The organism is Lentilactobacillus dabitei (assembly GCF_019061365.1).
In the GTDB taxonomy this organism is placed as follows: Bacteria; Bacillota; Bacilli; order Lactobacillales; family Lactobacillaceae; genus Lentilactobacillus; species Lentilactobacillus dabitei.
Genome location: NZ_JAHPPD010000018.1, coordinates 1 through 12,904 on the forward strand (window position 1 = coordinate 1; position 12,904 = coordinate 12,904).

The following is a 12,904-nucleotide window of genomic DNA, read 5'->3' on the forward strand; positions in this document are numbered from 1 at the left end:
ACAGCGCCGATAAGCTATCGACTCCGTGCCGCCTAGGAAAGACAAGCAAATATTTACTTTAACTTTTGGGGTACACCTCAACTCGCCAAAGTAATGCGGCCTATTTTTTATACCCTTTTTTAAGGGTGGAACAATGTGCCCTAAATACAGGCAATGGTAATTAAAGTTGATTTCAAGTGATTGATTTATGTGGCGTTTTGTGATGCCTTTTCTGTCACCAATGGCGCTAGATCAGCATTCCATGGTTAGGTGAACATCAAGCACCTTCAAAATCCAGTATTTTCCAGCATTTTCTTAGGGATACTTGGCTTCTCATCCCTTGCTGCGTAGCGATACTAAAGGGACTTCTGTTCACTTTTGTTTACTTGATTTCATCATCTCTATTTCTCTGATGCCCGTTGATTCAATTCGATGGGTCTTTGTTTTGCCTTGCATTCTGACGGTAGTTCACGAGCTGGCGACTTGTGTTATTGATTGATAAAACCGTCGTTTAGAATGAAGGCATCAACTTCGGACTTCTTAAAGAAGGCAATGTTAGGAGATGCGCTCGTATGATGCTCTGGCAATCCCAACTTAACCATTCCGGTTACTGTCTCTGTACTAACTGAGAGGTAACGGGCTACGGATTTCTTGCCCCGTAACCATTCGGGTGCTTGGATGGCGTTATCTCGTACCTGTTGAACTGCTTCCGACATGACAGCAAACACTTCACGCTTGAGTTTCTCGCTATCCTCATCGGTTAAGGCCACTTTTAACGGTTCTTGCATATTCGTCACTTCCCTTCCGAATTATTGATAAGCCATTCCTGAACTAATTGATATGTTCTTTCACTAACAATAATTGGTGCCTCGTGACTTAATAATTTTCTTGTAGTTGGCATTGAAATACCGACAGCTACCGACAACTCTTTTCGATTCAACTTATTAATTGCCATACTTATAAGTAACTTGTTTTGGGAGTCCTTAGGAAATATTTTTTCCATCACTACGCCTTCTTCCGTTTGCATTTTTTGCAACCTAGAATCATGGTATTCTAAGCTTGCAGAAAGTGCAAGCAAGATTTGCATTTAAAGCAAATAAGTGGTCTAATTATGAAGAAGAGGTGATATATATGGCTCAAAGTTCAAATCATGTTAGTAGATTAAAAACTCAGCGACTAAAGAAGGGCTATACTCAAAAGCAACTGGCAACACTTTTTAACAGTTACATCGACAAGAACCATTTAAAAATAAAACATACTAGCTTTACGACAATCTCACGATGGGAATCCGGTGTTATTGAGCCAAAAGATAGAGTTTTGAACATTTTAGCTGCTGTTTTAGATACCCGGCCAGATCGTATTCGGGGTTATGAACTTACTTTGAAAGAAAAGGAAAAAGAACTTAAAGACCTTTTAGGAAGACTGTACAGTCCCTATATGCACGACGAGGAAGATCTCAAAGTTCTGTATGATAATGAATTCTATGATGACTTTGCTGATTTACTTGACACAAGTGCCAACGATTATGTAGAATGGCGTGATTTTGACGTAACTCGGTCTTTAGACGACTATTTGACACTCTTTTATCCAGATAAAGCTAAACTACTAGATGCAACTACATCTAAGCTATTTGATAAATTTGAAGACTTTGATCAATTCCAAAAGGCTGTTGTTAGTATATTGCCGCAATATTTGAATTTATTTATTTCAAAACTAACTAAAGATGTTGATAAAGAATTCCCTATTAATCATGACCACTGGTTTAACTCAGATACAATTTCTTTTTTAGTTAAATGGTTTAATGAACAAGTAAATCAGGAAAGAAATAGGCGACACCCAGAATATAAAAAAATGGAAAATTTTTATACGCATAATATAGATTTCCCTTTAATGGATCTTCAAACTATGTTTGATTCAGAAGGCCATCCCTTAAAAGAAAATTTGACTGAGTATGATATTCAGAAAAAAATTGCATCAATCAAATCTTCTTTAGATCAATACGGTTCAATGCTTATCAAGATGCTTTAATTAATTGCTTACTTACATATCGTTCACGGGCTGGCGCCGAAAGGAACGATAATCATGGCAAGTATTACAAGCTATCAGTTAAAGAATGGTCACAAACGCTATGTATTTCAGGTTTACGCTGGTTTGGATCCGCAAACTGGTAAACCTAAGCGCATCATGAAACGAGGCTTTAGAACAAAAAAAGAAGCCACCTTAGCGGCTAATCAATTGGAATTATCAATTAGTCGTGGTGACTTCCATCAGGAAAATAATATTCTGTTTAGACAAGTTTATGAACAATGGTACCAAGAGTATATTAACACGGTTCGAGTTAGTACGTATTGCCGAACTGCGGGGATGTTTGAGAATCACATCTTGCCAGAGTTGGGCAACAAACGAATTCGCACAATCACGATTGCCCAAGTTCAACGAGCAGTTAACAAATGGTTTAAGCAAGCTAACTACAATTACAAACGCTGGTATGAATATACCATGGCAATCTTTGATTACGCCCTCAAACACGGTTATATGCACGGTGACAATCCGGCCAAGATGATCATCATCCCCAAACGTAAAGAAACTTGGGGTGAAAAGCCAGAGAACTTCTGGGATAAGCAACAACTGGCTCAATTTTTTAGTTACATTGATCCCAAAGAAGAATTAGAGAAGTACACGTTATTCCGGGTACTAGCATTTGCTGGCGTTCGTCGGGGTGAATGCTTGGCCTTAACTTGGAATGATGTCAATTTCAGCAAGTCCACTCTAAGCATCGACAAAACTTTAACGCAGGGGATGCGTGGTAAGCAGATCATTCAACCACCCAAAACTAAAAAGGGTGAACGAACCATTGCCTTAGATAAAATTACCCTGCACTATCTAAAAGAATGGCGCACCCGGCAAAAACGTGACTATCTAATGTTGGGCTTCAACACGCTGCAACGTGGTCAATTAATCTTCGCTAACAGCAAGAACGGGTTTAAGTCGCTTAATACACCCGCTAAATGGCTGAACAAGATTATCAAGGCGCATAACCTAAAAAAGATTACCGTGCATGGCTTTCGTCACACCTCGGCCAGTATGTTATTTGCGGCTGGGGCAACGATCAAAGAAGTTCAAACTCGGTTAGGTCATGAAGATGCGCAAACGACATTAAATATTTATACTCACGTTACCAAGAAACAAGATAATCAAGCCGCCGAAAAGTTAGCAAATTACCTTAATTTTTAGGCAATGGTAAGCAAATCGGTAAGCATTTTAAGAATTACTTTGGCAAAAAGCTGTCTGAATGCTGCAAGTTAGTGGGTTTTCAAAAAGTTGGGTTCAATACCCTGACTGCCCACTAACAGTATTTAACCAGTTGTCACGTGATGTCAATAACTCCGTGGTTACTGGTTTTTTTGTGCTTTAATGCAATTTTGACTTGTCATTTAGTGTCATTGGTTTTCAATAAAAGTAAGCCAAATGGTAAGCCAAAAATATAATAAAAAAGCCGCCATTATAGCGACTTCATACTTGCCGGAGCAGTGACTGTTAGCCATTTTGGCTAGCAGTTTTTATATTATGTTTAATTCCTTAAAATCTATATTTTTAAATTCTTTTTTAAATACGGTTCCTAAATCCTCATTATAACCTTTAATTTGATTGTACTTTTTCCTCATGGATTCTTTCTTACTTATATTATGATATCCAACAGGACAAACCAAGTGAAATGGATCGATTAAAAAGGCCACTAACCAATTTTCTTCATTCTCAACATCACCCGGATTATTAATTGCATAAATAAGAAATACTCTGAATTGTCCACGTTGATCTAGTGTATCATCACAATTGATATATGTTTCATACACCACGTCTAAATATTCGTTCACTTTATCTTCACCAAGTATCTTATCCATGATATTTTTAATTCGATCACTATTTTCACGGTTAAATGCAATCGATGTTAAATCACATTGCAATATATTAGGATTTTTACATAATGTACATAAATTAGTTTCTAATGATGAATCATGAAGAAAAAATCTCTTTGGTACATAATTTGAAAATGAAACATGAGGTAACCTCACACTCTTTTTACATGTTTGTAAAAACAAAACTCTGGCTTGCGCATTGTGAGCATTCAAAACATTTGCTGGACCATTAATCAATGATAGACCAGATGAAATACTGGGTTTAGTAACTTTTGTTATCAGTTTGGTATTAAATCTTGGACTGTTCGTTGACATAGTTCATATAGTCCCTCTTTATATCCTCATTATTCATTTGACAATGCCTCTGGCCTTCTTTGTAAGCATTCTTCCAAGCACTATCTTGATGAGATCTTTCTACCAATCCAAAATCGTTAACCTTATTTATTTGGGCTAGTAAATCATTAATAAAGCTCCATACTTCTTTTTCATTTGGATCGCTAATCTCTGATTCGACGTATCCATCTGAAACACCTTTAAATCCATTAGTTTGATGATATTCTGCAAACACACTGTTTATTACGGGTCCATAAGACCAAGCCTCAAAATTAGCTTTAAATAGTCTACGTGGATATTGTTCTTGTTTTGAAAAATCTGTCTCCTCGTCATAGTCAATATTACCGTACGTTGCCGCATAAAAAGCCCAAAGAAAATATAATGATTTTTGCACTTTAAGTGGTGTTGGATTATCTAAAAAGTTAACTATATGACTTATGAGAGTATCAATGGAATCAAAAAAGTAATCTTTAGTATCCATAATAACCATCCTAACTATCTTATTTACTTAATGCTAACATATAAAAAATAGTTAGTCACAAACATTTTAAAATTTAATTATGTTCTTCTTTAACCCTTTCGAGTGCACGATTCTTAATTTTATTGAATCCCCTCACAGAAACCCCCAGTTTCCGGCTGGCTTCCACCCGGCTGTATTGCTTATTCATAATGTAATCGTGTAGGATGAATTGGTATCGCGGATCATCAATCGAATTGAGGGCATCCTCAATCTTTTTAACTTTATAAGCCTGGTCAGTATAATGCACCAGACTATTTTCAACACCATTTTTATGAACATGACACGAAACACTGTCCATTGCTGGACTTGCGAGTTGGCTAAAATTAGCCAGCTCTTTTTTTAGCTTTGCGTATTCTTTTAGTACATCTCGAATTTGTTTAATATCTTCACGCATATGATTACTTCTTCCTATATTTTTTCAAAAGATCTCTATGTACACAAAAAGCACGGTTTCCCGTGCTTAATTTGGATTTAAATAAGCTGATGATGCTTAATTGTGTTAGATGATAGCAATTGAATCGACCTACAATAATCAATTATCTTGCACGGATAAACCGGCCGGTATAGTGATCTCTCACTACATCTACATTATATCATTTATTAGACTAGATTACATAGTTTTTTAAACTATTCCACGTAGTTGTTGAATCATGCTAACTACCTGATAAGGCGTGTTTTGCATATCAATATTCCGATTAGAATACCAGAATTGGGTTAGTAAAGAAACTGCAAAATCAAACTGTTCATAACCAGCAAAATCATCGGCACTCTTGGAACTGTCCACCGCATTAATGACATAGTCAGTGGCGGTATTTAAATATGTTTGAATCATATCATCGTCGTTAGTAACGTCGATTCTTAAACTATTTTTTATGTCGTTAACCGTAACAGCCATTATTAATCACATCCTTTATCGGTTTTCATTTATGTATAGGGAGCTTAACACTCCCTTGAAATCCTATTTACCAGGCGTGGTTTTTAACGCCACGTTGATTGCAGCGGTCTTATCAATCACTTTATAATCGTTCCGCACAATGACGGAAAGCCCTTGGCTAAACTGGTCGAACTTGTCCCATTGGGCGGTTACTTGGTTACGCCGGAAAACCGCCACCGCTTGTGATAAGTCCCCCGCAATCATTGGGGACGTCCCGTCGACGTTGTTGGCCAGCAACTTGTCACTAATCATGACGACTGGCGCCCCTAACAAGGTGAAGCCACTGGGTGCCGTTGGGTTCGGTTGTAACAGGTAACGGCCATCGGAATCTTTCAAGGTATCAAGGTAGTTGAACCCGGACTGGTTCACTAACCACATTTTGCTCAAAGCAGGATCTAACGTCACATTGAAAATCTTTTTAAGATCATCAATATTGGCAGCCGTTGCTTTGGTGAAACTGGTTCCCGTTAACAAGCTCATAATCTGCGTGTTGTCCGTGTTATCAACCAATTGTTGCAATTGGTTTTTAACTTCGCTGACAATATCAACTTCAGAATCCTCAACAACTTCATTCGATAAAGCAATCTGCCCTGCTCGTGTTTTAACGTCAAACGGAACATTAGTAAACATATTCGCATTAATGTCAGCCATTTGGGCTAGTTCATCTTTGGTGGCCAACACTGCGGTTTGCTGACTGGTAGCAATTGGATAAGTCCCAGAACCAGATGAAACTTGTTTAACCGTTGCGTATTGTGCCAAGTTGTATCGGGAAGTCTTTAATTGGAATACCGGTGTAATTAATTCCTTAGGAATAACCGCTGAGGCTCCTTGGGTTGTTACACCGTCTCGCATTTCACCATGTGAACGAATGTAATCCTCAAATGAACGTACTTCGGTTTTAGGCTTTTCGGTAGTATGGTTCTTTTCTGGATCGTTAGGATCAATAATTTTCTTTTCTGTCATTTTGTTATCCTTCTTTTCTTTAGAATTTTCAATAAATTGTTCATAACTGCGACTCTCAACTTGAATTACCTGTTGAACACTAGTCTGGCCATAGCTTGGAATTGCTGTTGTGGTTAGTTCATATAAATCATCGATATGGTTAATTGTCCGAGTAATTTGGCCAGTGGCCGTATCCTGTGTCCAAGAATCGCCAAAATTATCTAAATCAAACGTAAACGAGCAACCACCAATTACACCATTTTTAATATTGTTGAAGGTATCCATCGCATAACTAACGCTTGGATCCAATTCAGCAGTAAACTTTAAACCAACATCATCAATTTCAGTTGTCAGTGTCCCATTATCTGCTCTAGCCAACGGTTGTGCCCAATTATGACTGTTCAAAAGCACTAATTTAGATAGATCTAATCCATCTAAAGCCTTTGGATCAATCAGTTCTACAAAATCAGTCCCATCATCGGTACTCATTTTTAATGAAGGACTGTTAAAAACCACTGCATAACCTGAAATAGTTGGTTTCCCGTCTACTTGGGTCGCAGTGGTTGGCTGTTTATTATCTTCCGGATTCTCTGGTTCATCTGGAATAGCATCACGCTGCTCTGCTTTTAGCTGAGCAGTTAGCGTAAAATGTTGTTTATTCTGCACGATTATCAACTCCTTTATTTACATTGACAAAAATATTACCATCATCAGTTGGATTCAAGCCGATCTTAGCCCTGGCTTCATTCCTAGTTAAAACACCATTAATAAAACCGTTAACAGCTTGTTTTTGCTGCGCTTGGGGATCCAGGCTTAGTAAATTATCCGTGTTATACGCAAATTGATGTCCTAGTTTAAAACTCAATTCACTAGTCATGCAATCCATATAATGTTGTAATGAAGACTGGATGTACTGTAAATTGCTTTGTTCCTGGTTAGAATGTTCATTTTCAACTCCCAACCGCTCAACTGGAAGCTGAAAACATTCGGCAATTTGGCGAGTTGTCCAATCATTAGAATTAACCAGTTTCAATACATCTGTGTTTAATTCTAAATTGTTAACATCCATACTGTCATCGATCACCATAGTCCCCAGGGCATTGGTACCAGTCGTTGCCTCGTCAAACTGTTTGCGAACATTATCTTTTGCCTGTTTACTTAATTCAGCCTTGTGAACTTGAACAACTTTCGTACCATGAATGCCACTATTAAAAAAGCCAGTCAATAATTTATTGCTGGCCGACTGAATTTGTTGTTCATCTCTTAAAGCAAACAGCGGACTAATTCCGCTGACACCATCTTTAGTGAAATACTTAAAATGAAGAATGCTACCAGGCGTAATGACGCGCTTAGTTTGACCATCAGGTGAGTAAGTGTAGGTTAACCGGCCACTCACATCGTCTTGTGTTACGGTCATTTGACTATTGGGAATGAAAATTAAGTCATGACCACGGATTTCAGCAAACGCATTTCCATTCAAAAGCATATTAGCAGCCAAAGCATACTTGAGGCTGTAACCACTCATATTGGAATTAGGAGTTTGGTTAATCATAGTGTTAAAAATAGGCGTATCGCATAATACTGGATTGCCGGCTAAATCACCAGCAATAATATTAATAGCAGTAAAAATATCGCTATTACGCAGCGCTGAAATCGAAACATACGTATATGGATCATCGCTTGAAAGACTAACCAAGGCATCGGTAAATGGATCATCATTAGTGGTGTTGGTTTTGACAAAGAAACTCATATATATATCACCTCACTTTTGTTTATTTTTTTCGTAATTAATTAAAAGCGCTAAAACGACCAGGAAAATGCCAGCAAAGATTAGCGCAATATAAAATCCCAAGATACCAGCCAGGCCAATGATAATAACCATCAACCCCAGGATTAATAAAATTGTTTGAATGTAGCTAGAAAGAAAAGTCGTCACTTTCGTAATAACTGTTTGCATGACTGATATCCTCACTTTCTCGGTAATAATCTTTACCGGCAACAAACGCGTTGATTAACGCCGCTATCGGGTCAATTCGGTTACTATTACGGGCTTTATCAAGTTGCCAACCATTATTCACAACTTTCAAAATAGCATTATTGACCGCATAGGCCAGAATCTTGTTGCCATTATGCTTAATTTTGCCGTCGTATAATTTGTCGCGAAAATCTCTAGTTGGGATATTAAGTGTAATAGCGCCTTGGCGCACTTCAAATAGCGGATAATTATCCTTTTCAAACTTGGTTAAAAGTGCCGTAAAATTGTACGGATCATAAGCGATGGCTTTGACATTCCAATTATATTTACCAACTAGTTCTTGGATATACTCAAACACCTCATCGTAATCAATAATGCCACTATCCAATCTGGTAATCGAACACTCGCCGGCTCGTTCCATAGAACGATAGTCGATGCCATCACGCTTAATCTTGCTTGATAATCCGTACTTGGTTCCTACCCAGGAATGACTGTCACAATAAAACTGACCGTTACCAATTGGTACCAGCCAACTAACTGCTGTCAGATCGTTACTCTTCGATAAATCAATGCCAATAAATACATCACGGTTATTCAGATCAGGAATTTTTTTAAGCTTTCCCTTACTCCAATCATCAGCACTGATATAGGAATCATCAGAGGCTTGCACCCACATATTCATAGACTTACTCAAAAATGGAATTAAATTGTTTTGTTTAACAGCCAGATCCAAGTCAGACTTTAATTTAGTGGTCATTCTTTTATTAACAGTCGGTTCGCAAAGTAACGGATTGGCCTTAATCCAATTATTGGGGTCAAATACTTCTTCACGTTTATCCAACTCCCAAATAGCAATGAAGTAACGATCAGCTTTCGTTTTACCAGTAAGAACATCGGTCAGCATTTCATACTCATCATGCATTGGACAATTAATATTAACTCCGGATGTGGAAATAATCATCAATAAGGAATTTGGCACATTTGTTTGACCAGTTTGTAGAGCGGTGTAAGTAGCTCTCGTCTTAGCCTGATCGAACTCGTCCAAGATCCCCGTAGAGGCACCATACCCCTCCAAAGTATTTGTATTAGCCGACAATGCTTGGCATGTTGAACCAGTGAGGTTATCCGTAATCTTATTTCGCCGAACTTTTACCCGGGTTCGCACATATGGTGATTGTTTTCTGACTTGTTCAAATTCCGAAGACAACATGTTATATCCCAACCGTGCCTGCTTCGCGCTATTGGCAACAAACAATACCTGCCGATTCCTCGCTGGTACTTTCTCTTTAATTAATCCAAGTGCTGCAAAACAACTAGCTAGATACGTCTTGCCGCACTTTCTAGCCATCGAAATGAACGCTCTATCATATCGCCGATCACCAGTTGATTTTTCACGCCAACCATATAATTCACCGATAATCCATTTTTGAAAGGGTTGTAATTCTAGCTTTGAACCATCAGTTTTGGGAAGTAACTCAATAAATTCAATGGCGCTATCGGCCTGATGACCATCAAAATAAAATGGATAATCTTTTTCATTAATTGAGCGATTTAAATCACTAACAAAGCGTTTGATAGCCAACTCGATTTTCTTACCAACAGTAATTTCATGATGCAAAACCTGTTTAACATAAATCAAATTGGTAGATAAATACATACCATTTACTTCATCTAAGTCTAATATTTCTGTATTGTATGCAAGAAAATCTGCTACGTCATCAATTTCATTAACCCCCATGTTTTTTAATTCTTCTCTATTCATTTCATAGCCTCTTCAAATTTATCTTTAGGTGTTTCTTTGGTTTTAGCCTTGTTTAATTCCATTCGAGCCCGCGATCCAATACTCATGCCTAAATCATTAGCTAATGATTTCATATCTTTGGTAGCTGCCGACAAAACATCAACATAGGGATTTTTCTTTCGCACACCGGTTTTACCCGTTTGTACAATCCCATGCTTCTTTAAGTCCGCTTCGGCAGCTTGAATTAATCGATAGTCTTCACAATACGTGGCTAACAATGATCGGTCTAATTCACTAATAGGCGTGTTAGCTTTCAGATACGGGACAATTCGATTCCATTCAGTAATGGCAGATCCATGTAACCAGCCAGGTGGCGTTACATTAAGTTCAGGATAGGCAAACATTGATGCCTGCATATCCTTTCTTTGAAATTTTTCTTCTTCGGATAAATGAGATTTAACCGTTTCTAAGTCTTTAACTTGCCGCAATTTAGGCACTCCTTTCGATTTTTTTGTATAAGAAAGCCGCTATTGCTTTAAACAATAGTGGCTAATTTTAATCGAACTTTTCTATTCTATTAAATTATAACACATTATTTTAAAAAAGGTACTAATAATCCAATTATATACTACCACAACCACCTCAAAATATAACGATTAAAATATTACATTTAATGAAAGAAATTTTGGTAATAAAACAAAATCACTGATTTTTAGTAAGTTTAAAACGGCATTTTTATTAAAAACGAAGGTATGGCACCGCTCTTTCGCCATTTACGGATGGCCCCCGGTCAATTTTTTATTTGCCATTCTCTTTTCACGTTCACGTTTACTTTTGATTATATGATGGTAATGGCAAAGACTTTGGAGATTGTTTTCATCAAATCGCTTCGAAAAGTCATCGCGGATTTCTTCAACGTGATCTACTACATCAGCCTTACGGATTACGCCTTCCCTTAAACACTCAACGCATACTGGATGGTTTTCTAGCCATCTCCTGGATAATTTCCGCCATGGTGTACTACGGTAAAATTGTTGAAACATCTTTTCGTGAAGATTGGTGTTCCGTTCACGGTAAACTTCCTTATTTCGCGTGTGTCGATGTCTTTTACAATATCGTTCATCGTATGGAATTATTTCATGGCAACCAGGATGACCACAATAATGCGTAGGAATTGCCATCTAATCACTCCCCGTATTTAACCAGGGTAATCACATCAAATGAATCAATGCCATCATCACTAGCAATATTACTTACTTTAAACAAGTCTTCGCCTATCCTAACAACATAGATGCCATTAACCTGATCGTTATGCCGAATTACAATCATCTTTGAGTTCGTAATGTTATTACCAGTTAAGGTTAGCTGCTCTTGAATTGTTTGGGTATAATTACCGAACCATAAGCTAAAACTCGGTTGAAACGTCTGCTGAGACATACCAGTATTTTCATTAATTTGTTCAGTATATGTGCCAAACTCAGCTCGTTTATTTAAGCGAGCAAGGTTATATTTTTTCATTGTGGCCTATCTCCTTACAAAGTATTTAACCCGATCACTAATATAGCTGGACTGAACTCCATATGATTTAAAGGACTTTTCAGAAACATTAAAATTCCAGTTATTTGATTCAATACCACTAGCCGTAAACCCAGCTAACAACATTGCACCTTTGAACGCACCATTAGTAACGTAAAATCCAAGTGGCGCTTTCTCAAATAAATGTTTTATTCCATACGACGTATGATTACGATTAATTGCTTGTGTTTTAACCATGACTGTCACGCACCAGTTGAACAGTTCCATTTGTTCATTAGACGTTAACTTAAAGAATAGATTGGGATCATCAACATCTTTAAACGTGGCTTCATCCTCGTAAACAGGACATTTAAATTTCCAAATGTGTTTGGCCTGCGCATTCTTTAACCAATCCAATAATGCCAGTCGACTGCTGTCTAAATAATCCTTTGCTTTATTCATGGCGTTTTTCCTCCACTTCTGTTTCCATGTATCTAATATAATTACTGGTACTAGGCTTATTGATTTCGAAAATATTTTTATTTACCATATTCTTTAAATAACCCATTGACCCTCTGAGCTGCTTCCCAGATGGTGTGAACATGAATGATCGATTCTAAAAAATTTCTATCGTTACCAATTTCGATATGAATTTTCATGTCACTATTACACCATAAATCGATGATTGCATCAGTATGTGGAATGGTAATAATTATTTCTTCTTCCTTAACCAAACGAGCCGGATATACTTGTTTAACTATTTCAAATAGCTTTAAAATTCTTAAACGATTAACTTTCTTTTCTGTGCTGATTAATTTGCGTTGCATTTGCTTATTGATTGTTTTCATTTTAATTAACTCCTTTAATTTCGAAACTGTGCAATTACTCACTTGTTTTTAAATGGTTCGGAAGTTTAAATCCACTCATTCTTTTTCAATGAGTCTATTTTTTTACATGGTACAAGTGGTACATGTAGTGGTACATGTGCCAGCATCGTTGTAACCGTTGATATCACTGCAATTTGTTCACCGGTACATGTGGTACAAGT

Annotated in this window: 17 protein-coding genes; 2 read left to right on the plus strand and 15 right to left on the minus strand. The window is 37.4% G+C overall.

Annotated features, from left to right (window positions below; translation table 11 throughout):
- Nucleotides 1-467: 467 nt before the first annotated feature.
- Complete coding sequence (locus KTE19_RS04310; protein WP_217341695.1) at nt 468-767, minus strand: hypothetical protein; 300 nt, start codon at nt 765-767, stop codon at nt 468-470.
- A 5-nt stretch (nt 768-772) separates the two neighbouring features.
- Entirely contained in the window at nt 773-1,006 is a 234-nt protein-coding gene (locus tag KTE19_RS04315; protein ID WP_217341696.1) for a hypothetical protein, read from the minus strand.
- 104 nt (nt 1,007-1,110) lie between these two features.
- On the opposite strand from KTE19_RS04315, the gene KTE19_RS04320 reads away from it, so the two are divergent.
- Both KTE19_RS04320 and KTE19_RS04325 read left to right on the plus strand, forming a co-directional pair.
- Nucleotides 1,111-2,007: a helix-turn-helix domain-containing protein gene (locus KTE19_RS04320; RefSeq protein WP_217341697.1), complete on the plus strand. Its 897-nt coding sequence runs from the start codon at nt 1,111-1,113 to the stop codon at nt 2,005-2,007.
- Between the two features lie 54 nt (nt 2,008-2,061).
- A complete protein-coding gene (locus tag KTE19_RS04325) occupies nt 2,062-3,213 on the plus strand; it encodes a site-specific integrase (protein WP_217341698.1) in 1,152 nt (383 codons plus the stop codon).
- A gap of 326 nt (nt 3,214-3,539) precedes the next feature.
- Here the strand turns inward: KTE19_RS04325 and KTE19_RS04330 are convergent, their stop codons facing one another.
- The 13 genes from KTE19_RS04330 to KTE19_RS04390 form a co-directional block, all read right to left on the minus strand.
- The gene (locus KTE19_RS04330) at nt 3,540-4,211 is read right to left on the minus strand and encodes a hypothetical protein (protein WP_008855281.1); all 672 of its coding nucleotides are present in this window, start codon (nt 4,209-4,211) and stop codon (nt 3,540-3,542) included.
- A complete protein-coding gene (locus KTE19_RS04335) occupies nt 4,186-4,710 on the minus strand; it encodes a Panacea domain-containing protein (protein ID WP_040470562.1) in 525 nt (174 codons plus the stop codon). Before KTE19_RS04335 ends, KTE19_RS04330 begins: the two co-directional genes overlap by 26 nt.
- A 73-nt stretch (nt 4,711-4,783) precedes the next feature.
- Nucleotides 4,784-5,143, minus strand: coding sequence for an ArpU family phage packaging/lysis transcriptional regulator (locus tag KTE19_RS04340; RefSeq protein ID WP_217341699.1), 360 nt, complete (start codon nt 5,141-5,143; stop codon nt 4,784-4,786).
- A gap of 228 nt (nt 5,144-5,371) precedes the next feature.
- Nucleotides 5,372-5,644 carry a head-tail connector protein gene (locus tag KTE19_RS04345; RefSeq protein ID WP_008855278.1) on the minus strand — a complete coding sequence of 91 codons (273 nt, stop codon included), beginning with the start codon at nt 5,642-5,644 and terminating at the stop codon, nt 5,372-5,374.
- Between the two features lie 63 nt (nt 5,645-5,707).
- Nucleotides 5,708-7,291: a phage major capsid protein gene (locus tag KTE19_RS04350; RefSeq protein WP_008855277.1), complete on the minus strand. Its 1,584-nt coding sequence runs from the start codon at nt 7,289-7,291 to the stop codon at nt 5,708-5,710.
- Nucleotides 7,281-8,375, minus strand: coding sequence for a phage portal protein (locus tag KTE19_RS04355; RefSeq protein ID WP_008855276.1), 1,095 nt, complete (start codon nt 8,373-8,375; stop codon nt 7,281-7,283). The genes KTE19_RS04350 and KTE19_RS04355 overlap by 11 nt, the downstream gene beginning before the upstream one ends.
- A 12-nt stretch (nt 8,376-8,387) precedes the next feature.
- Complete coding sequence (locus KTE19_RS04360; RefSeq protein ID WP_040470560.1) at nt 8,388-8,582, minus strand: hypothetical protein; 195 nt, start codon at nt 8,580-8,582, stop codon at nt 8,388-8,390.
- On the minus strand, nt 8,542-10,257 hold the full coding sequence (locus tag KTE19_RS04365; RefSeq protein ID WP_040470581.1) for a terminase large subunit: 1,716 nt from the start codon (nt 10,255-10,257) through the stop codon (nt 8,542-8,544). The genes KTE19_RS04360 and KTE19_RS04365 overlap by 41 nt, the downstream gene beginning before the upstream one ends.
- Nucleotides 10,258-10,358: 101 nt before the next feature.
- Nucleotides 10,359-10,838 (minus strand): phage terminase small subunit P27 family, encoded by a 480-nt coding sequence (locus KTE19_RS04370; protein ID WP_008855273.1) that lies wholly within the window; start codon nt 10,836-10,838, stop codon nt 10,359-10,361.
- A 276-nt stretch (nt 10,839-11,114) separates the two neighbouring features.
- Entirely contained in the window at nt 11,115-11,522 is a 408-nt protein-coding gene (locus tag KTE19_RS04375; RefSeq protein WP_217341700.1) for an HNH endonuclease, read from the minus strand.
- 4 nt (nt 11,523-11,526) lie between these two features.
- Complete coding sequence (locus KTE19_RS04380) at nt 11,527-11,859, minus strand: phage head closure protein (RefSeq protein WP_217341701.1); 333 nt, start codon at nt 11,857-11,859, stop codon at nt 11,527-11,529.
- A 6-nt stretch (nt 11,860-11,865) separates the two neighbouring features.
- The gene (locus tag KTE19_RS04385) at nt 11,866-12,318 is read right to left on the minus strand and encodes a hypothetical protein (protein WP_217341702.1); all 453 of its coding nucleotides are present in this window, start codon (nt 12,316-12,318) and stop codon (nt 11,866-11,868) included.
- Nucleotides 12,319-12,395: 77 nt separating this feature from the next.
- The gene (locus KTE19_RS04390; RefSeq protein ID WP_217341703.1) at nt 12,396-12,704 is read right to left on the minus strand and encodes a hypothetical protein; all 309 of its coding nucleotides are present in this window, start codon (nt 12,702-12,704) and stop codon (nt 12,396-12,398) included.
- Nucleotides 12,705-12,904 lie beyond the last annotated feature (200 nt).